The sequence below is a fragment of the Halorussus pelagicus genome (assembly GCF_004087835.1).
Taxonomy (GTDB): domain Archaea; phylum Halobacteriota; class Halobacteria; order Halobacteriales; family Haladaptataceae; genus Halorussus; species Halorussus pelagicus.
Genome location: NZ_CP035121.1, coordinates 82873 through 105081, shown reverse-complemented (window position 1 = coordinate 105081; position 22209 = coordinate 82873). Strand labels below are relative to the sequence as shown.

General features: G+C 55.0%; 13 protein-coding genes. 6 read left to right on the top strand and 7 right to left on the bottom strand.

Annotation, left to right across the window (positions count from 1 at the left end):
* Positions 1-352 precede the first annotated feature (352 nt).
* Together EP007_RS16955 and EP007_RS16945 are read left to right on the top strand one after the other, a co-directional pair.
* Positions 353-772 (top strand): hypothetical protein, encoded by a 420-nt coding sequence (locus EP007_RS16955; protein ID WP_128478952.1) that lies wholly within the window; start codon positions 353-355, stop codon positions 770-772.
* Positions 773-1781: 1009 nt separating this feature from the next.
* Entirely contained in the window at positions 1782-4808 is a 3027-nt protein-coding gene (locus EP007_RS16945; protein ID WP_128478950.1) for a tetratricopeptide repeat protein, read from the top strand.
* Between the two features lie 325 nt (positions 4809-5133).
* Here EP007_RS16945 and EP007_RS16940 read toward each other — a convergent pair whose 3' ends face one another.
* A complete protein-coding gene (locus EP007_RS16940) occupies positions 5134-6519 on the bottom strand; it encodes a hypothetical protein (RefSeq protein ID WP_128478949.1) in 1386 nt (461 codons plus the stop codon).
* 734 nt (positions 6520-7253) lie between these two features.
* Between EP007_RS16940 and EP007_RS16935 the strand changes: the two genes are divergently transcribed.
* From EP007_RS16935 to EP007_RS16925, 3 genes are all read left to right on the top strand, one after another.
* Entirely contained in the window at positions 7254-9164 is a 1911-nt protein-coding gene (locus tag EP007_RS16935; RefSeq protein ID WP_166035706.1) for a DUF262 domain-containing protein, read from the top strand.
* 235 nt (positions 9165-9399) lie between these two features.
* Positions 9400-10134 carry an N-6 DNA methylase gene (locus tag EP007_RS16930; RefSeq protein WP_128478947.1) on the top strand — a complete coding sequence of 245 codons (735 nt, stop codon included), beginning with the start codon at positions 9400-9402 and terminating at the stop codon, positions 10132-10134.
* Between the two features lie 242 nt (positions 10135-10376).
* Positions 10377-11165 (top strand): hypothetical protein, encoded by a 789-nt coding sequence (locus EP007_RS16925; RefSeq protein WP_128478946.1) that lies wholly within the window; start codon positions 10377-10379, stop codon positions 11163-11165.
* 44 nt (positions 11166-11209) lie between these two features.
* Here EP007_RS16925 and EP007_RS16920 read toward each other — a convergent pair whose 3' ends face one another.
* From EP007_RS16920 to EP007_RS16905, 4 genes are read right to left on the bottom strand one after another with little or no spacing between them, the layout of a single operon-like run.
* Positions 11210-14227, bottom strand: a complete 3018-nt coding sequence (locus EP007_RS16920; RefSeq protein WP_128478945.1) for a type I restriction endonuclease subunit R — start codon at positions 14225-14227, stop codon at positions 11210-11212.
* Positions 14214-14945: a restriction endonuclease subunit S gene (locus EP007_RS16915; RefSeq protein ID WP_128478944.1), complete on the bottom strand. Its 732-nt coding sequence runs from the start codon at positions 14943-14945 to the stop codon at positions 14214-14216. Before EP007_RS16915 ends, EP007_RS16920 begins: the two co-directional genes overlap by 14 nt.
* Complete coding sequence (locus tag EP007_RS16910; protein ID WP_128478943.1) at positions 14938-16455, bottom strand: type I restriction-modification system subunit M; 1518 nt, start codon at positions 16453-16455, stop codon at positions 14938-14940. Before EP007_RS16910 ends, EP007_RS16915 begins: the two co-directional genes overlap by 8 nt.
* Positions 16456-16458: 3 nt before the next feature.
* Positions 16459-17145, bottom strand: coding sequence for a hypothetical protein (locus EP007_RS16905; RefSeq protein ID WP_243700507.1), 687 nt, complete (start codon positions 17143-17145; stop codon positions 16459-16461).
* A 1161-nt stretch (positions 17146-18306) separates the two neighbouring features.
* Here EP007_RS16905 and EP007_RS16900 point away from each other — a divergent pair.
* Entirely contained in the window at positions 18307-19203 is an 897-nt protein-coding gene (locus tag EP007_RS16900) for a replication factor A (protein WP_128478942.1), read from the top strand.
* A 218-nt stretch (positions 19204-19421) separates the two neighbouring features.
* On the opposite strand, the gene EP007_RS16895 is transcribed toward EP007_RS16900, so the two are convergent.
* Both EP007_RS16895 and EP007_RS16890 read right to left on the bottom strand, forming a co-directional pair.
* Positions 19422-19793 (bottom strand): hypothetical protein, encoded by a 372-nt coding sequence (locus tag EP007_RS16895; protein WP_128478941.1) that lies wholly within the window; start codon positions 19791-19793, stop codon positions 19422-19424.
* Between the two features lie 441 nt (positions 19794-20234).
* Positions 20235-22184: a hypothetical protein gene (locus EP007_RS16890; RefSeq protein ID WP_128478940.1), complete on the bottom strand. Its 1950-nt coding sequence runs from the start codon at positions 22182-22184 to the stop codon at positions 20235-20237.
* Positions 22185-22209 lie beyond the last annotated feature (25 nt).

Below are 22209 nucleotides of genomic sequence, written 5' to 3'. Positions count from 1 at the left end.
GATACTAATTCTCCCGAATTCGGGGTTCTCACCACCCCGTCAAGCACAATTATCCCAGTCAGCCGTGTCTTGAAGTTCGTCGAGGGCGCTATTACTGCCCGAGAACTGCCCGACGGATCTCTTGTCTAATCTGCACCTGTTTCAATATCCTCTGCACCTCCAGAATTATCCAAAGGAAGGCTAGGGTACACCGGTACAAACGCCGCTGGCTCTCTCCGGCCGAGGGGCCATCAAATGATGAGTGTCTATAACTGAGATATCAGAACTCACTCATGGATGCTGCTGCGTTCGCGGTGGAGTTTGTCGCCCCCGAGAGGGGCGAGGGGCTGTAGTAAGTGCCCGCTCAACAACCATGTCTTCAGAACACGAGCAGCAATCACGACTCCATGGCGAGCAAACTGAACAACCAAGCGAAGAACCGTGGGCAAATCTTGAGTTGACGCTCCCCCACAACAGAAGTCCGGCCCGCATTGTTACACTCGTCGAGTGCGCGCTCGTCGAACTTACCCACGAACACGTCGGTGCCGAGTACGTCTCGACAAGTATAGCGGGCGAGAAACGGACACAGTTCATTGCCGTTGACGACGTCGGCCAGTGGTTCCAAAAGCGGTATTTCGACGAGCGTCTCGGCTGGCACGAAACAACAGTCAGCCGCAAAGCAGTTCGCGACGAACTGGTCAACCGACTCTCCCAGTCGTCCTTAGATCGAACCGACGAGTCGCCGAATGCTGACCCAGATACGTTCTGCGTTAAGCCCATCCACCAATTATAGACCCATCGCGTATTAACCAACACAGAACCGCAGTCCTTCGCAATGTTGGTTAAAGACGTAGTAGCAAAGAGTTTGTACGCGCCTGAGAGGTCGAGGCGCGTAAATGCGCGCAACGTGATTCCCATGCCCGGTACAGACGCACTTGACGATGCATCAGCCGACCACGAACGGTTTGAAGCATCTTAGCTGGCACAAGGACGATGGCCATCCAGAACTCGGGAGAACGCATTTCCAGCTCGAAACTGATGACGAATCAGTCTATGAACCGGGAGCGATAGAGGTTGAAGCCCCACTAAGCTTCCTCGAAGTCTGTCTTGATCGACTTCCGGACGAACTTCGCCAAACAAGTGACTACTGACCTCATTAGGGGGCAGAGTACTCAATCTTAGGAGTTTAACCAACAGTAGTAAGCGTCGATGACCTACTGTTGGTTAAAAAATTCTAGATTCGATTTCGACAATCCGTCTCTCAGCAAGGAACTCTAACGCCGGAACAGAGTTTGACTACCCGTCCCAGAGTTGCTTATGTATACTGTCCGAAAAACGTTTCAAGGTATAGTGATAGTTGTGGCTAAGAAGATGCCTTTCGTCTTCAGCAGCAAGAATAGCTATGTTTGGTATTAATCCGATATCTATTTTCTTAAATAGCATTGTTCGGCGTGCATTCGATCATGTAGGTGCATGGGGAGTACAGTGGATGCGTGGAAAGCCAGTACTTAATCCTGTGGCATCAGTACTTGAACCTATGTTTGGTGATCCGGCTGAAGACCAACGAGTACAGATCCTTGAACAGCTGGATTTGCAGACTCAGTCGCTACTTCGGGAACAGGGATTTAGAGAATTATCTGCGGAACAGTTTCAGGGTGGCCGTATAGAGCCCGAGGCCTGTTGGCAGCGTTCATTTACATGGTCCGAAATTCAGGAAGGATATCCGATTGACCGGGAGAAGCCGACTGAGGGCGATGAGTCTGGAGAGAGACGGAGTGTAACGGAGTGTAACGGAGGAGTTGTTGGAAGATTTACAGGGCGGTGGTCAGGCTGTTCTGCTCGGACAGACAGGGGCTGGAAAAACGACGGTTTCGAGGATGATTGCGTATCAGTGGTACGCCGATACCGATACGGGAACAGTTCTCTATCGTGGGTCTGGGTCGGGGAACTCCCTCACTAATAACGAGCCGGTCAAGCAGGCAATTGAAGCTGGGCGAGCGCAGGGGCCTGTGCTTGTGGTTGTCGAAGACGGAGCGCGAACGGGTGCGGTTCCTGTTTTCGAATTAGTGCGGGAATACGAAGGCGTAGATGATGTTGCGATTCTACTGAACGCTCGTCGTAGTGAATGGAACGAGATTGATTCGGCGATTCGGGGGAGTGAGCTAGTCGATGCCCGCTCAACGGTAGGTCGCGAGCTTATTCAGGCGACTCGGGAGACGGTTTCAGAGGTTGATGTTCCGCGACCTGATAGTCGCGAAATCGAACGATTATTTTCAAAATACGAGACGGTTACTGGCCAAGTTGTCGCTCATAGTCCTGAGGAGTTACTTGATTCGTTGGCTGAGAGTTATGGCGTCAGTCCGTTATTGCTCGCCACATACTATCTTCCGACACACAAAACTAAATCAGTAGACTTGGAGAGCGATGTATCCCCGATTGCCCGTCACGTTGCCGAGACCTACCAGCAACTTCAGTCGGTATCTTTGGATACTGCACCAGAGGGAGTGACGAATGAATTATTGACGCGCGTAGAATTGCTTGTAAATTCCTTGAATGCGGCGGGAATTGGGGTCACACCGGAGCATCTGCATACACTTGCTACAAAAGAGAGCGATCACAGAGCTGTTGATTGGATTCTCGATTCCTACGATGGCATTCTCTTGTTTGGTACGGACGAAAATGGAGAATACTATCTTCCACACCGCCATTGGTCAATCACATATCTCCAACACAGCCTTGACGAAACCAGTAGCCAACAGGCTCTCCGGCACGACTTCGAATACTGTGTCAACCAGCTTTTGAAAATCGTGACAGATGACGAGCTTCAGGACCAACTGCGTAACTGGTTCGGTGATGATGCACTGCTGGAAGAATACGTTAACCACGCGACCGGCATTGCGAACACATACCTAATGCAGTTAGTCAAAATCGGGACTAGCCAGCCTCGACTAGCGCCGCTCTTTGCCACGCAGAAACACTCCAATATTCAGGTTCCCTCTATCTGTGAGTGGCAGATCGAAGTCAATATCGCTTTTGAGCGAGCACGGATGTATCAGCATCGCGGCGAGTTTGATACCGCAGAACAAGAATTAGAATGGGCGGCTTCCCGGTTGCATTCGACCGATGATGCTGATGTCGATCAAATGCTTGCGGATACTCTCGTTCATTTCCAGTTTGCCGTTTTAGCAGCGAATCGAGCTCACTACCTAGAGGCACGGCAATACTACCAGCGGGCGCTCCGTCTCATCAAAGAAATTGGGGAAGACTCGTATGAAGGGAAAGTTCAGAACAATCTAGCTGGTGTATTACTGGAGCTTGGTCAGTATCAGAAAGCACGGGACCACGCTGAAGCAGCGCTTAAGATTGCTAAAGCAGAAGACGATGAAAGTGAGATTATCATCTGTCTTGGGACCGTCGGCCATACGGCACTAACACTTGACGAGTTCGATACGGCTGAAAACTACTATACCGAGAGTTTGCAACGGGCAGAAGAACGCGGTGACCGGACAGTTATTGCGGACCGGTTGTGTAATCTTGGGAGCGTCTATAAGAATACTGGACGGCCGGAACTGGCAGAGCAACACTTTATCGAAGGTCTCCAGTTAAGTCGTGAAATCGAGCATACATCAAAGATAGTGACAGCGCTCCATAATCTGGGGAGTCTATATTTCGACCGGAACGACTTCGAGACGGCAGTTGAACATTATCGTGAGGCAAAAGAGATAGCTCAGTCACCAGAGAAACAGGCGTCTGCGTTGAATCAGCTTGGGAAGAGTGTGCGCTCTCTTGGAAGACTAGATGAAGCAGAAGGCCATTTCCGGGACTCGATTTCCCTCCTGAAGGATTCACTTCCAACGCCGACTGAGGCTGCAGGGTGGAGTGGACTTGGAGTGACATTGCTATTGAAGGGGGATGGTGCTGATGCTCATGAAGCACTTGATACTGCACTTGACATGGTTGAATTGACCGATGATCATGGGCAGTTGACCACGACTCTGTTCAACGCAGCAACAGCCGCAATTAGGGCCGGGCAACTTGAGATCGCAAAGGACCTTTGCAACCAGTCGATCCAAATCCATGAGAAACTAGGTAACGACCACGAACAGGTGCTTGTCTACCAGAAGCTCGGCCAAATTGCTCGTGCTGAAAGTCGATATAGTGATGCCCTGGATGCCTTTGAGACAAGCTATACGTTGCTTCAAGACGCCGATTCTGCATGGGCAACTGTTGACGTTGCCTATAAGGCCGTGAAGGCTGCTCAAGAAGCCGGTGATGAAGACGCTATGAAAAAGTTCTGTCAGCGAGGCTTGGATGCTGCAGACGAAAGCGGGAGGGGGAATCTGGACCGTACGGTGATGGCGCTTGCAGGGATCAAATCTACATTTGATGATTCGTGGAAAGCGACTGTGGATTTGTACTGGCGGTCGCTCTGTTGTCTTGGCGGGGGAGAATTCGGATTGGCACTCCAGTTGCTGTCACAGGTCTGGGTGCGTGCTGACCAACAGGAGACTGACGATTTAAATGACGTTTTCGGTGGTGAAGGAATACTGCTGGCTGCATTCACTCGACTTGGCTGGATTGAAGGAGCAAGTGCTGACGAGTTCTTATCCGGTGTAACACAATATATCGACTCTGTATCGGAACCGATGACGAGTCTCTATCACGCGTTGACCGGACACGGAAACGATGTTTCTAACGTTAAATCTCCCGAAGAGGATGGAGTGGAGTTCTCCACGGCATCTAAACGAGAGTTGGAACAACACGCCTGCTCACAACTCCTCCCACCACTCACGGAACAACAGGTCGAAACTAAATCTGCCACCGAATAGCACCCATTCGCTATTTCTCAGCTGAAATAAAGAGAGTCACTCGCCGAAATCACTATCTAAACGCTAACAACCGACCCGTTCACTTCCTATCTTGACTGATTTCTCCCTTCTCTATCCGGTATATCCACATCGGCCATCCACTCGTCGTCCTACTCGGGCAACTACTCCGTCCACTACCCGAGTCGGGGCCAACTCCTTTGCACAGCAATTGAGTTTGCCAATAGTCCGATCATAGCTGTGAAGCGAACTACTGGAAAATTACTATGACTGGGATACAGAAAGTGAGCATGGAATGTAAGAAGTAATTTGAGAGGAGCCAGATAATCTAAGTCAGAAGGTCATCTTCCTCTTCCACTACAAGCAAATCAGGGTGTCCTCCACGTTCGATATATAGTTTGCCGTCAATTGATAGTTTGAAATAATCGCCCTCCTTATCTACGAGGTTTGTATTGGTAAGCGTTTTACAGATTCGTTGTACATTATCTTGATCTAAGCTAGAGTTGTAACTAATAACCTCAACCGGGACAGCCTCCGCACCATATAAGTAGTCCAGCACCTGTATTTTATCACTATCTAACCATTTTGGTTTTGAATATACGAATGTATCTTCCGCTCGGGACTCACCCTCCCCTGTCTGGGTTAATGGGGCATCCCACCCGGCATAGGCTTCAGTACGAATACTGTATGATTCCTCTAGTTCATTTGAGAGTGCGAACGCCCGTTTTCTTATCTCATTCCTGGTGAGCTCAATGTCCGAGTCTTCGAATATGGCTTGAAACCACTCATCATCATTAACTCGGAGAGAGTGATCCGGTGTTTCCGGTTTATTTGGGAAGAGGTTTGAGTAAGGATCTGAGAGTGATTCTTCGATTAATGTTCGTAGAAGGTACTCAAGGTCCTCAACTTTATTTTTGACATTATCCACCTCCTGCCCTCGATGTACAATATCTGCTCTGTCGCTACTCAGGGTGGAAATCTTGCTCCTCAGAGAATCCCCTTCTACGTTTGGAATATCATCCTTTTCTACTGTATTTTTTATATTTCTATGTATCGCATCCGGAATTGATTCTTTTTTGGCCCATCCGATGTTGCTCTTCATGCTATTCTTTAGATCGTCTAAATCCCCTTCTTCCTCATCATAGTTCTCAGTGTCATAAATGAGACCCGCAATCCTATTTTGAACTCGATCATACGCTTTCTTCTCGTCATCTGTTAAGATCTTCTCTTGCTCAACAGCCGCTTCTAATCCAGTCCAGAAAGCCACATATTTGTCTTCTGGAGTAACTGTTGACTTGCCGAGTCGGTACCAACGAAGCGCACGATCTAACTGACCATTACTGTCTAACTGCGCTTGGATATTTGAATACGTATCTGAGCTAATGTCCAAAATGTAGGAGTTGATTTGCGGAACTGCATCTGTAGTCGATTGGTTAGGTATATCGGTAGGGACAGGTTCGTATGGCTCTCCTAGGACAATACCTTCCTCAGTGACAAAGGTGAGAGTATTCACGATTCGCTGTGCTTCTTTCCTCCAAACGTTCTCCATTCGCTTATTAATCTCAGCTTCGTCATTTGCCGTGTCGGTAAATCGTAGTACTCCAGAAATATCTGACTGACCGGAACGTGGCTGGATTCTACCTGCTCCAATCTCCCCACCAGTTGAAATTTGGGCTGGACCGTACAGTCGATATCTAATGAGATACTCCGTCATGATCTCATAAGTTGCACCAAGTGTTATCATTGTTGGGGGTTTGATACGCAGCACTAATTTTGCCGAATAATAACGCAAAGTGAAAAGTCTCAATCCAGATCAAGCTTCTTGCAGGCGCAAGCCGGATTTCCCAAGTTGGTGCTTGTCGGTCTCCTTCGAGATTATGTTGATATAATTGAGCGCCGCGGCGTCATCTCGCATTTTTGGGGGCCCAATGTCACACGAAAGCCAGCATCCGACACGAAGACATACCCACCGATGACCGTCTCTCAGCTTCTGCACCACTTCTGCACGAGGCAGAACGAATTAATGACCGTCTATGAGTGTCGGCATTGTGGGACAACAGCCGACTCTCAACGGACCTCTGTCTCTACTATGGGCAAACCGAGATCGTCAAATACGAAGTTTCCTGAGACCGTAGTTCTGTGACCTCTGTCCAATCTACTTTAGCGTGGATCTATACTACTGATTTCGGCCTCCTAATGGCCAGCTGACGGCATTAAGTTTAGCACCTCAAAACTAAGTTAGTGTGACCTTGGTCAACGGCGCACTCTATCTCTCAATTACGGCAACGGTCGACGCTGGTGAGCGATGACGTCGAAGAGCGTCCTCACTACGCCGACAGCGAGGAGTACGGAACGTTGGAGAAGGACCTTATTGAGGCCTCGACACTGATGGATAACCTGCTATACATAGTATGAAGTTTTATATAAGCTGATTTTTCAATGGTAAATATGATGGAGACGCTTGAAGACTTTATCTCAAAGCTTAACGACCGGGCGTTTCTGCCGGGTCTGCAACGGGAGTTCGTCTGGGATGAAGAACAAATTGCATTGCTCTTTGACTCATTTATTCGCGGGTACCCTGTCGGTCAGGTAACGCTGTGGGATGTCGATAGTGCCGAAGACAACTTCACCACCTACGAATTTATTCGCAAGTATATCGACGGTGATGGACGGGTCCCTCAGCGAATTCGTGACCGAGATGCCCGGCGCTATAACGAGCGCGTTGCGGTTGAGGAGATCATTTGCGACTATCTCGTCATTGATGGGCAACAGCGGCTCAATTCGTCATACGTTGGCCTCTGTGGTTCACTGTTCACGTACTCGGGTGGAAGTGCCGGCAGCCGAGCAGACGAACGATTCTGGAGTGAGAAAGTCCTCTGTATCAATCTATTCGGTAGCCCCGAGTACGGCGACGCCGATGGGCTGGGGCTACCTGGTGATTACGAATTCGAGTTCCGGACGACAGATACTTTGGATCCTGAAAGCGAAATTGGCTACGAAAAGACGTCAACGAGTGATGGTGACATCCATCGTCTGTGGTTTCCTGTTCGCGAATTCGTTACAGAGGGTGGCGCAGAACGAGAGACAAGTACGGTTGACCGTGAGATAGAACAACAGATTGAGGCCCTCGAATTGAGTGCGACGGGATCACAGAGACGGGCGCTACACCGTGTGGCGCAACGAGTCGTCACAAAATTCCGCCAAAATGTGCTAGGATACGAACTCCCGAGTACGACAGTCAAGTATTCTTCCCAAGAGGTTCACACCATTTTTTCGCGTATTAACCTTGCCGGAGAGAGCCCTCAACCGTACCAGTATATCCAGTCGTTGTTAGCCACCTACTGTCCATATACGGAAGAAGATTCATTCCACCCACGCGAGAAGTTAAAATCGCATATCGAAATACTGTCAGACCGTCATCCAACTTTCGAGACGGAGATTACGAGACAGTTCCTCATCCGCTGCTTGGTTTATCTGATTGATGAAGATCTCCTTCAAACTACGGTTGAAGCATTCTCGAAAGAGGAGGAGGTAAAGACCATGCGCAACAAGTGGATAGCTCCCGACGAAATGGGCACTATGCACGGCCGCTTCGAAACGGCCATTGACAAAGGCTTCCAAACAGTCAGTAACGTCGGACTGACGCCGAAGTCGATGCCAAGTATACTTCTTGTCGCCCTCTTAGCGAAATTCTACTATGAAAATCGGGACGCCAAGGTGAACGAAGCGAACGAACGAGCGGCGTTCCGCTTTGTTGCTAAGTCCCAGTTGCTCAATGCGTTAACTGGCTCACAAGCCCGATACATGTCCCAATCACTATCTGATCTTCGGCCAGAAGACGGCTTCGAGACGTTTCCCGGCGACCAGCTACTCGATGACTTAGACCTACACCTCACTGCGGAACACGTAGACAAGGCCGTCGAGAACGCACGCTACGACAATGGGGCGAGCGATGGTGATACGTTCACCCACAAAGGTGTCGCGGCAATCCTCGCATTGCTTGATGAAGGTCACGCTGACCTTGATATCGAACGGCTCAGCGTGGACCATATCTATCCGCAAGCATCTGCTGACGATATCGCAACCGTGAGTTCCGGTAGTGACGGAGTCAAGATCCACCGCATTGGTAACCTTCAACTCCTCGACGCTGCGGAGAACCGTCGGAAGGGCGACATACTCCCCGAAGAATGGCTTAGCGGGCTTGGTGAGGCCGAAGTGGATCATTATCGCACCGTAAATCGCTACCCCGAGGGTATCACCCCGACGCTAGAGAACTACCAAGAATTCGTCGAACGACGAGAAGCTGCCATGAAAGAGGCACTCAAGGAGAAATACGCCGTGTCGGCGGTCGAACCGTAGTCAGAGCGCCTTGTTATTGGCCGAGTTTTGCGTGGAGAACATCTACGACTGACAGAGCGTTAGTAGCGTATTTTTATTTGCCCCTGAAGGGTGCGGGGCTACTCAGAATTACCTCGTGCTGATCGGACATGGTTACGAGAGACATCTCCAAGACGAGCTTCGGCGAACAGATCAGTAGAGCAAATCCGGTTTCTACTCAGCTGGAATGGCTTGGAATTAAGCTTCAGGTGGAATCATGAGTTCTCAAATCAAGTCGGAAATCTGTGAGATGGTAACAAATCCTTTGAACGAGATCTCTGCGAAGACTGGTGATTCATCCTATCAGGTTTTCTCAGATTTCCTCGATCTCACTATTTCAAGTTTCTCTGGTGATGAACAACAATACTCAACTCGAATTGAACGATACCGCACCGATGGCCACGACATGGCCACTGTGAAGAACCTTCTGCAACTCCATGCAAAGGCTCTTAGCGGGCTTGTAGTTGGGTTAGAACAAACTAATGAAGATGTTCTTGGTGCCGTTTATGAACATTACTCTGCTACTTCCGATAACTTTGCTCAGCACTTCACACCCGGCTCAGTTAGTGGTACAATGGCTGAGATAGCGTTTCCAGATGAGGACAAAATCTGTGATGCTTCGCCTGACGACCCGCTTCTTATCGGTGATCTTAGTGGATGCGGAAGCGGAAACCTTCTCTTGGAGAGTGCAGATCGTCTTCAAAATATACGGAGAGACTGTCCAGCTATCTACGTTGGATGGGATATTGATCCGGACTGCGCGAAGATGTGTGTCATCAACTTCGTGTTGAATGGACTCCCAGGATATGTGCTTCAGGGAGACACGCTTCGGCTTCAGGTGAATCGATGCTGGAAAATCGAACCCACAAATCTGTCTCAGGAAAAAATGCCAGTTTCCGAAATACCCGACGGTGATCAGAAGGACATCATCAATAAACTAACAACAATTTAAAGGCAGTCAATTTTGCTGATTGGTCTTGGAGCTTATCGAGTACGTGTATCCGGAGTTTCTCAATTAAGCCGAATGTAGCATCTCTTGAACCTCTCGGCCATAACAGCAAATAGGATTTATATACCGATAAAAAGCATACAGTAACAATGCTAGAGGATGCGGACGCATCACCTATTAGAAAATTTCCTATGAATACCGCGGATATTGATCTCCAAAACCGGCTGTCCGGAGGGATCTGAACCATGGAAACCCCGCTTGGTGCCAGCGCCGGGCGCCAGAAAACGCTCCAAGCTCTCGAAGAACAGACTGAACTCACTCCCGTAGACGAACCTGACAGTATCAACGACATCATCCGTGCAGTGAACGATATCGCCGTCAAACGCGTCCTCTCACCGCCGCAAAAAACAGTTGAACAGATTGACGAGATCTATACTGCCTTGCCAGCTGAAGCACAACCGCACTACGTTAGTGATGATCAACTGCTCCGCCAGATCAACGCGGCCCGCCGTCAGTTCAACGACTGGATGGGCAAGCGCCAGCGCATGGCGGAGATGCCGTCACCGGTGGAAGCTGGCCGTGCGAACTACCCGACGCAACGTGCACAAAAACGCAGCCGCCTCGAACACGAGGCACGGGAGGAACTGGAGGCGAAACTCGACCACGTCCAGTCGACGGCGCGTGGTGCAGAGCAACGCGCACTAAATGCTATCGGTTCTTCAGTCGGCGAACAGACCGAACAGCGGCGCGAACAGCAACGAAACGAGCTACGAGAACAGTTATCCGAGGGTACGATCGTCAAATTCCGGAACCCCCAGCTACGGGCAGGCCGGGTCATCCGGGTGAACAGAAAATCAGTCCGCGTCCAGTATCCCAACCCCCGTGCGGGGACGACCTGCCCATTGACCGGAGAAGAAGAACCCGACGAACGGGAGGATCGCGTCCAGTTGGATTCCGAGTATCTGGAAATGCTGGATGCCGAATCGATCGACGAAGCCGTCAGCGCGATTGACGATCTGGAATCCCAGAGATAACAACGGCAATACCCGCGCTACCGGCTGGCGTGAAGAAAGGTGCGTCAGGCGTCCGGATGGTTCTCGATCAGGTACTCGCGGGCGTCCTTGAGGAACCGGTCGTCCTTGCAAAGGTCGGGCTTCTCGGCCTCGATCGCGACGACCTCCAACAGCAGTTTCTGGATGTCCTCACGAGTCCGCTTACTCGTTTTCCAGTCAGTATACGACGTGTCGACGCGTTCAGCGATCTCCTGGTCGACGCGCTTCGCAATGAACTCGGCCTCGTCTTCGTCGTCGATATACTCCGCGAAGCCCTCGTCGCTGTCGTCCATCAACGCCGCGAACAGGGCGTGGCCGGACGGTGAAAGTCCGCGTTCCTCGGCCTCGTCTTCGACGGACAGGATCTCTTCCTCCAGTTCGACCAGTTCCTCGTACGCTCGGTCGGCAGTCACCTCGTCGCTCTCCCACTTATCGACGACCTCGCGGACCCGTTCACTCAGCCGACGGTACCGCGGATGGTGTTCGGACCGGTCGTCGAGGTAGTCGTCGGCCGCACCGGCGACCTCGGTGATCCCCTGCTCGGCCTCCATGTCCCGGACGCGTTCGAGGTGGTTGGCACCGAACTCGACGACCTCGAACTCCTCGTCCATCCGGTCGACGTCGACGTTGTTGTCGACGATCTCCTTCGTCTTCTCCCGCAGCCGCTTCTCCGGTTCGCTCTCGCGATTCATACTGCGCTGGTACGCGAGGTGTACCTGCGTCAGCCAGCTGTACTTCTGCGGGCGGCCGGTGTCCCTGTCTTCGAGTTCGCCCATCGGCGCCAGCGTGTCGTACAGGTTCTCTACGTCGCGGTACAGCTCCTTGAATCGGCGGCGGGCCTCCGTGTCCTTCCGCAGGTACGTCAGGCACTCGACCACTGTCTCGGGGTCGTCGTCGATCTCGATGTGGTCGAAGAGGTCGACCGCCTTCTGGAGTTTCTTGTCGAACTTGCCCAGCAGTTCGTTGACGTTCTCTGCGGCAGCTTCACGGACGTCTGGCGGGTAGTAGTTCAACGCCTCTTCGACGTTCCCTTCGGCGAACACGCCGGCAAAGTCGACAATCTCCCCGTTCTGCTTGCCTTCGGCCGGTCGGTTCGTCCTGGCGATCGCCTGCAACAGGTTGTGGTTCGTCAGCGGCCGGTCGAGGTAGATCGTCTTCAGGATCGGGGCGTCGAACCCGGTGAGCAGCATACTACAGACGACCAAGATCTTCGGGTCGCCGTCCTCGTCCTTGAACTCCTCGACGATGCGCTCCCGTTCGCTCTTCGAGGTGTGGTACGTCCGGGTGATCGGGTCCGACTTCCCGGCCGACGAGATCACGACTCTGACTTCCTCCGGGTCCAGATATTTCTGGAGCTCCTCGCCGTAGAGCGCGGCCGCCTTCCGGGACGGGGTGACGACCATACCCTTCCAGCCGCTAGGCTCCAGCTTTTTCCGGTAGTGGTCGACGATTTCCTCAGTGATGGTTATCCGTCGGGACCGGAGCTCGGCGAGCGTCTGTTGATTAATCGTCTCCCGGATGAGCTTGTCCCGCTTATCGAAGTCGAGGTCGCCCGTCGCGGCCTCGTGCGCCTGGTCCATCACGTCATCGTCAATTTCCCAGTCCAGGCCGTGCCGTAGCTCGAAGTGTACTGGTAGGATCACGTCGTCGTTGATGCCGTCCTCCATCGAGTAGTAGTGGAGGTACCCGTCTTCATCTCGCGGCTCCGAATAGTGCTGGAAGGTGTTCCGGCCAGCCTCAGTGTTCTCGTTCACCGGTGTCCCGGTGAACCCGAAGTGGTAGTAGCTATGGAGGGCGTTATCGAGTTTGCTGCCCAGTTTCGCCTCCATGAACCGGTGGGCCTCGTCGGAGAGGACGACGGTTTCGTCGTTCTCCTGAATGTTCTCGTCGACGTCCTGGAATAGCTGGATGGTAGTGACGACGACCTGACTCTGTCCTTCCTCGATCAGCGACTGCAGCTGGTCCGCACCGTTCGTGACCACCTCGTAGTGGTCGAAGTCGAGCAGCTTTCCGAGGTCGTCGGCCATCTGCTCCCGGAGGTTCTGCCGGTCCACTAGGATGAGCACCTGTGGCGTTTTGATGATGTCCGGCCGGTACAGCAGGTTGCGGGCAGTCAAGAACATCGTGAACGACTTCCCGCTGCCCTGCGTGTGCCAGATCAGTCCGTTCTCGAACTGGCCGCGGCTGACGCGTTGCAGGATGGCGTTCGTCCCGTGGTACTGCATATGCCGCGGGATGATTTTCACGTTGCCGCCCGGTTGCCGCTGGTAGAACACGAAGTGTTTCACGATGTCCAGCAGCGTCCCCGGCGTCAACAGCGAGTGCGCCATCTCCTTGAGCTCGCTGTGGGAGCCGATCGGGTCGTCAGGCTGCCACGGATTATAGTGCGTCTCAGATGCGTCGACGGCACCATACCGTGCGCGTTCGTGGTCCGCGGCGACGTTGAACAGCACCGGGGCGAAGAGCCGTGGCGCGTCGTCCTCGTAGGTGTGGATGTCGTCGATCGCGTCGGCGACCGTGCTGTCCTGAGTGAGCGACTTGAGTTCGGTCACGACGAGTGGGATGCCGTTGACGAACAGCACGACGTCCGGGATCACCAGCTCGTGCTGGCGGACGTGGAACTGGTTGGCCGCGATCAGCGAGTTCTTCTCCGGTTCCTCGTGGTTGATCAGATCGACCACCACCTTCTCGGAGGTGCCGTCGGACTTCGAGAGGTTCACCTGCCGCCCCTTCTGCAGGAGTTCCTGCACGTCGCGGTTGGCCTCAAGCAGGCCATCGCCGGCGAAGTCACGGCGGAGTGACGTGATCACGTCGTCGACGTTGTGGTCGGTGACCTGGTCGTTGATCGCGATCAATTGCTCGCGAAGCAACTCCCAGTAGACGACCTCGCTCTTGTCGTCGCGGTCGTATTCTGCGTCGAGTTGGACGCCGCCGTCTGACTCGTTGGGGCCGCCGTAGGTGTCCCACCCGGCGTCGTCGAGCCAGTCCAGCAGGGCGTACTCGACTTTTTGCTCGTTGAACTCTGGGAAGTCAGTCTGACTCATGGGTTTCGAGTTCGTCCGGGATGTCGATCTCCTCCCCGTCAGTGCTGACCTCGCCGGAGAGGAGATCCTCCATTAGTCCTTGCTTCACTGTTTTCGACTGCTCAGCCAGCTCGAGCGCTCGCTGCGTGGTGAGATCGAGGTTGTGGCCGATGCCCGCGATCTTCACCTGGTCCTCCATCGGCGGGACCGGGACCGGGTACTTCTTCAGCACCGACGTCTGGATGCTCTCGACAGTCGTCCCCGTCTTCTTACACCGGACGCGGATCCGCTCGGACTGGGAATACATGTACTGGAACAGGTACTCGGGATGGATCACGTCCTCGTTGGGTTGCAGGGCCTTGATGTCCTGGTTCACGGTTGTCGCGTTGACGACTTTGGCGACCGGGAGCGTGTGGCGGAGTACGCCACTCCTCACCACCAGGAGTACGGTGCCGTTGTCGTAGACCTGTGAGGTCGAGGCCTCTGCACCGGCTTCGGTCATCTTCTCTTCGGTATCGACCATCCACGGACCGTCGAAGTCCTTTGGCGTGGCCCAGAGGATGTCTCCGCCGTCCCAGTACTCGTCGTTACTCCGCTTTGGCGTGCTCCCGCCGCCGATCTCACACACGTCCTCCAGGTACTGGACCGACCAGTCGGACGGCAGGTCCATCTCCTCGGCCAGCGTACTCTTCTCCGCATCACTTCCGTTTAGGTCGTTGAGAGTTTTCTGGTTACTCATAGTCAAGCACCTCCAGGTGGTTGTCGAGACGCGCACGCGCGGCGTCTAACTCCGTCTGCAGTCCACGGAACTCCTCGATCTCCTGATCGACGTCGATCGGGCCGATTGGATCTTCCGGCTCGATGTAGAGCGACAGGGTGAGGTTGTACTCGTTTGCCCGGATCTCGTCGTGCGTGACGACGCGACTCGTGCGGTCCTTCGTCGTCCAGTCTGCGAACAGCGAGATGATCGAGTCGCGACCCGTGGGCGTGATGTCGTTGTGGTTGCTCTTCTCCTCGTAGAACGTCTCGTCGGCCGCGTCGATGAACTGGATCTGCTTCTTTCGTTCTTGTTCTTTATCGCGGTTCAGGACCAGTAGCGCACTCGGCAAGGAGACGCTCTGGAAGAGGTTGCTCGGAAGGCCGATGACTGCCTCGAGGATGTCCTTCTCGATCATCGGCTTCCGGAACGCTTTCTCGTTGGTCCGGAAGAGCACGCCGCGCGGAACGACCACGATCGCCTTCCCCTCGTCGTTGAGCAGCTCCGCGATGTGCATGATGAATGCGTAGTCGGCGCGGTTGGATCGCGGCAGCTTACTGGTCCAGTTGAATCGGTTCCACTTGTCGTCGCCGAGCTCGCTTTTGGCCCAGTCGGCCGAGAACGGGAAGTTCGCGAGGACGTAATCGAACCCCTCGCCGTCCTCCAAGTAGCCAGGGAACTGCGGGTTCGACAGCGAATCCTCACGTCGGATCTCAGCTTCCAGGCCATGCATGAACGTGTTGACCTGCGCGATCGAGGCGATGTCCGCGTTCAGCTCCTGGCCCGTGACCGTCCACGTGCTCGGGTCACCACCCTGCACGTTCCGAAAGTACGAGGCCGCGTGCACGAGGAAGCCGGCGGAACCGGCGGTGGGGTCGTGGAACGATGCGCCCTTCTCGAAGCCGTCTGTTTCACCTGTCTTCGCGAGGAGACGGACCATCAGGTCGATGACGTCAGTCGGCGTGAAGAACTGGCCGCCCTCCTTGCCCTCGTCCTTGGCGAACTCCCCGACCATATACATGTACGCTTCGCCGAGGAAGTCCTTCTCGACCTTCTCCGTGCTCAGCTCGAAGGTGTCGATTCGCTGGATCAGGTCGCGAAGCATCTGATCGTTCAGCGCCTCCTCGTCGCTGTATGTGACGCGGACGACACCGCGGAGTCGGTCGTTCTCGCGTTCCAGCGCGTCGAACGCTTCGTCGAGGTAGGGGGCGATGTTCTCGCTGCGTTCGGTGATGTCCTCCCACCGGTAGTCTTCGGGAACGGACATCCCGGTGATCGCTTTCCGCGCGAGTTCGTCGTCCCCCGCGAACTGTTCCTTATTCTCCTCTAACCGGTCGGAGAAGGTGTCGTCGATGCTTTTCAGGAACACCAACGGCAGGATGTAATTCTTGTACCGGGCTTCGTCGACTGCGTCGCGGATCGCGTCCGCGCACTTGTACAGTTTCTTACCGAGCTCTTCCGGCGTGACGTCGTCGTATACGTTCTGTGTCATGTGTTACTGGTTCGTCAGGTAGTCGATCATCTGCTCTTCGGGCGGTGCCCCGGGGAGGTGGTCCTCCAGTTCCTCGTGGGTTGCGCGAAGACGGGCCAGCATCGCGTACCCGCGGTCAAGCGTGACGGCGATGAGGAGTACCAGCCGAATCCCATCAGAGTGGGCGACGTCCGAACCGTCGAAGTTCTGGCTGGTGGTGATGTGAGTGGCGAACGTCCGGATGAGGTGGTCGACCGCGAACAGGTAATCGCGGAGCGTCTGAATCTCGCGGAAAGACAACGCGTACACCAGCACCTCACGTAGAATGTCGATCATCAGGCGGCGTCGGCCGTCGTCACCGTCGGTGACGAGTTGCCGGAGTTCGCCTTTCAGTTCGATCCGGATCTCGTTCCGTGCCTCGACGAGCTCCGCAAACCCGTTGTTCGCGGAGTCTCGGATGAGGTAGTTCTCGAGATGTTCCTTGTAGATGAGCAGGAGCATCTCCTCGTTAACGCGGTATTCTCCATCGTCGAGTAGCAACTGTCCTTCGTCGACGAGCGCACCGCACGTCTTTGAGACAGTACCGCGTGTCACGCTGACCTGTTCTGTGATGTCCTTCTGGCGGGGCGGCGCATCCCGGTCGCGTTCGAGTGACGCGACTGCAGCGAGGATCTCAAGCCGCGTTCCGCCTTCGCGCATGTCCACCGCCACAAGAAGTTGTGTGACCGCACACCACTTAGTATTTCTGATGTAGATTTTCGTATTACTATTCTGTTTCGGTCTTTCAACAGAGGGGTAGGGCCCTGAAAGACCACGTTTTCGGACGAAGAACCAAATTCATTAGTACAGGGCATATATCTGCATTCCAAATTTGGCTGTATGATGAAATGATTGCCACCTCCGTGGATAGCGAACCGAGAACCCTTCAGCCCGCTGTGAGTGCAGCTGGTCCACTCGTTCAGATAGATTGCTGGAGAGCCGTGACCGTCTCCATGGAGACAGTCAATATCCCGCAACACCGCTGATAGCTGTACTTGAGAGCCTCACTCTCTAAAATCACTAAGTCACGGTCAAACTACACCCGCAGAGCATCTTCTTCTCCCCGATGTAAGTGGGGCGTGACTGTTCCGAAGTCGATCTCTCCTGCAACCCAAGGACGACTCGGAGATCTGCCTCACAGCCGCTGTGGAGGTTCGATACTACGAGTACCGTTCCATCGATGGCTTGGGCGGTCGTCGAGTCGACGGCCGCGGAGTAAATCCTGTTAACACCGCGTGCTAGTCGCGATGCGAGGACCCTCGTGGTGATTTCTACGTCGCCTTTACCGAGTACGTTAACCAACAGACCCGGTTTATACATCACATTGTTGGTTAAGGCTGCTACTCGGAAGACATAGTCTCTCGGTGACCGAGACGGTCTCACCCGTTCGAAGTCCACCAAGCCGACGGCTAACTCACCGAGCGCCACACCTGATCAAACAGATGGTTCGTAACGGCCCGCCCCGCTCGCCGCTTTCCGGCCGCCGCGCCGCTCGCGACCGACCAGTCCGGGCGGTCTGCCTGCAGTAGCGGGCGGACTGCCGGGCTAAAATGAATCTGGTCTCGACGCCAGCGGGTATCCGCCGGGGATTGCGCGCCGTGGGTGCTCACCCCGCGACGCATACTCCGCTGGACGCTCGCGGCGGCCGGGTCGGCGCGCGGTGCTGGATAACTCACTTTCCTAGATTGCGCTCTCGCTCGCGCCCCTAGGGGGCGCGCGAAGGCGCGAGCGAGAGCGCAGATGAGTCTGTTGGTTATGGTTGTCGAGGAAATCCGCGATGCTGGAACATCGCGGTGTCGGGCGCGTGAGCGCCTTCAGGTCTAGGTAAGACCAATGTCTAGTAACAACGCAAGCGGCAAGGTCGTTTCGGTCGATGAACAGGCACTCAAACAGGCGGACGAAGCGGAAGTCGATGCAGATGGCTTCGAGGTGGTCGAGGAGACGCCCAAACTTAGAGCGACGGTTGAGCAGGAGACCCAAGCGAAGGTGGATGCAAACCACCCGGACGGAATCAAGGAAACGAACAAAGAACGAATTCAGGGTGCGACCCTCGAACAGGAGGAGCGCATTCGGGCGCGGGAAGCAGAACTAGAGCGCATCAGCGTCCGGGCCGAAGTCAGTCGGCAGGATGGCCGGGCGAAGCGGGCGCGAGACATCGCGGCAGAGCGGAGTAAAGAGCGGCGGCGAGGGTTCCAAAAACGGGCGGCGAGCGTAGATCCAATGGCAGACCCGGAGCGTCCAGACCCACGCGAGGAGCTATCCCAAGACGAGCTAGCGAGCGTGAACGAGCAGGCGAAGCGATTAAGCGAGAAGCTGGACGGGTGGACGAGAGCGGCGATCAGTCGGCGACTGGCCGAGCGCGTGGTCGAAGGGGCGAGCCTAATGAGTGCAGTCGTTGGCGTTCACGAAGAGTTGCAGACTGCGCCGGGACAGGTGATTCCCATTGGGAAGCTCGAGGGGGTCAATCGCAAGGAGGTGAGCATCTCCGGGCGTGTGACCCAACTGTGGGATGCGGATTCACCAGCGATTCAGCAGGTTAGATTGATTGAGGACGAGAGTGGGCAAACGAAAGTGACGTCGTGGGTTGCGAGTAACCAACCCCAGATGGAAGAAGGCGAGCGAGTGTGCATTCGCGGTGCGGCGAAGAACTGGTACAACGGGCGCGTCTCCGTGGCCCTGACCGGTTGGAGCACCGTGCATTTCCCTGAGCGCGGTCGGTGGTGGGAGTAGCCGGTCGTCACAGCTCTCTTTTTTGCTACGTGCCAGACCAGACCCAAGCCCCGCCGCCCCACCCTCCGCTCCGTGCTCACTTCGTTGCGCGCGCAGCCACGACCTTGACAGCGAAATGTACTCTGTTTCATACCGAGAAAGAAACTCTAGAGAGAACGGAGAAAACTACTGTCATTTATTCAATTTATTGCGTCGAGACGAACTTGAAGAGAGCAGACCTACTCAAACGTGGGGTAACTCCGGCCACCCTGCTCGAAGTAGGCCGCCTCGACAATGTCGTCGATCTCTACATCAGTGAGAACGTCTCGCATTCCGGTCTGGCGGAACAGCCGACGAACTTGGCGGAACCGGTAGTTCGTGTAGAAACTCAGGTCGAAGACGAGGGCGCGAGCAGCCCTTTCGGCCGAGTCGTAGTCTCGGGCCGACTGCTGCCAGTTGCCCTTCACGATGGGCATGATGCGGTCGCTGTTGACCGCAGTCTGGAGCATAGTCCAGACCTCGTCGTCGCTGAGCGGTTGCTCGAACCGCGGAGTCGGTCGATACTTCGATTCAGTCGTGTCCGCGTTGCGGACAGGGTGTTCTGTCGTCATGGTCGAAGGTGGCGCGCTCGTCGCAACTTCGCGACGGGCGCGCTCCACTACCGTAGAGGCGCGCCCCCGCGGCGGCCCGCCTCGCGGCGAAAGGTCGGTATCCGACAATTCTGGAAAGAGGGGATAGGACAGTAGTGAAGAAGAAACGGATTGCCAGGGTAGTGCAAGAAGGAAAGGATGGGTATGGGTAGGAATTAGGGGATTAATATGAGGGGATCCGTATAGAGAATTATACGTGGTAGCTCAGTTTCCGAGGTACTGGAGGAAAGGCCAAGTAGTAGGGATTGGGAGACGGTGAACGTTCTACTTGGTTGGTAGACGGGATTCGGAAAACGCCGCGAGGCGGGCCGCCGCGAACTGCTTTCGATTTACCATGGATTCGGCGCGAGACCACGAGATAGGGATATAAATCTTCCGTGTCGATAGAACGCAGGTCGATTCTCACTGGGACGACGCCGAATCGAGGCTCTCGGGGAGATCGATGGCAGCAGTATGTGGAACGTCGCCGAGGTCGGTCCCCTGCCAGCAGTACGGTTGGGTATCGTCGCGCTCGACGACGCCTTCTCGACGGAGCCGTTTGAGACAGTCCCGAGTGTGTTTCTCGCCGACCGTCACCGCGTCGCGTGACGCAATGTCACCGGCCGTTCCGGGACCGTCATCGTGGAGGGAGTGGAGAATACTGCGTTCGCCTTCTCGACGCGGTCGGATATCGACCTCCGACGGGTCGATAGCGACCATCTCTGCTAACCACTCTGGGATGGCAGACGTGTGAATGTAGACCGTCGCCGGGGACGTTCGTCCGAAGCGGAGGACTGCCTGTGCGACCTTGTGCTCTCGGTAGTGGTGGAGGAACGGTTGGTCGGGGATGCCGTAGTCAAGATCTGTCCCTTTCGTTTGCTCGTCACGGACCGCGGTATACCCTTCCAAGGCTGCAGTAATCTGAATCGCACGGTCCCCCGGATGTGGAGAGCCGAGGATGATACCTACGTCGGTTCCCTCGAAGTCGTTACTGCTTCGGAGGTTCCCGTAGTGTTTCGAGTCCTCGATCTGTGCTGTTACCCGGTCGGTGTCGACGAACGGTTCGTCTGAAGCGTTCTCGAAAAGCTGGTCTTCTGCCGCCCGCGAAGTGATGAGACTGGGCTTCGTCTCGTGCTGGTTGGCGACACCCTCGATGAGTCCGTAGTCGTCGTTCTCGTTCACGTGTTCGCCACTACTGTACGGTTTCGCCGCTGTTGTCGTCTGGACGAACGTGTACCCGACGACCTCAGTAAGATACTGTTTCCGACAGTCGTTACAGAGGACCCGCCACAACTCGATATCGTCGGCCCCGAGTCGCCCTTGCCAGAGTTGTTCGACGGACGTCCCGTCGAGACCGACGACGGCTCGCGTCCCGGAGAGGTCAGGTGCGCGCCGAACGACGAGTCGTGATTCTTTCTGGTCGTAGACAACGCTCGCACCGTCCGGTAATTCAGCGTAATCGAGTTGAGCTTCCGAGCGGAGCGTATCGTCCCAGTCGTGACCTGACGCTTCGCCGATTGTCGGGCCGTCGAGTTCGAGGAGTGCGAAGACGGCCGTCGGTGCTTCGACGTGACCACCCTCGTCGCGTATCGCTTCCGTCTGCTGGTCGAGACTGTCGCCGTCGGTCAAGAAGTCACGAATCGTCTCGTGTTGGGGTGCGAATCCATCCTTGTTGCCCGCCACGAGGCGGAGTTGTTCGTAATTGTCTATCGGAAGTTCGTCCCGATTGGCGAGGAACGCCGAGACGTACTCGGCGAGGTCCGAAGCGTCGAACTCGGTCTGGTACGTCTCTTGGGGGTCCTCGTCGAAGATCACGACGCGGTCTTCGACGATCTCTTCCAGTCCGGCGTGTGCTGGGCCTCCGATAACTACGTCTGCAGATTCGACTGCGTCTCGTCGGGCGAGGTACGGACAGTCCTTGCCGTCCATGCAGGGAAGTGTGTCGCGAAAATAGTGGTGGAGGTACGTCGGCGACGCGCCCCGAGCGCGGTACTCGCTGAGGCGGTCCTTCCATCGCTCGCCGTGTTCGCCTCGTTTCGTCGGACAGGTACGGTCGAAGGTGGGTATCTCGACCGGGTTCCCCTCGAAGTGGTCCTTGAGGGCGGCGAGATGGTCATCGCGCGTCTCGTATCGGTGCGTGAGTATCGCAACCTGCTCGTCGAGGTCAGCCGCGACACGCGACGCTTGATGGGTCTTCCCGATGGTTGGTAGCCCGTCGATAACGATAGGTGTCGAGTCTGCATCGTCGAGTTGCGTCTCGATAGCCGACTGGATACCGTCACGGCAGGCGGCCCGAACAGCGTCTTTCGTCAGTTCTTCGCTGTCGGCGACGCGGGCACCGCGACAGCACGCTCGTTCCTCGGTCTCGGCCATTCACTCAGACTGGTTACGCCGCTGT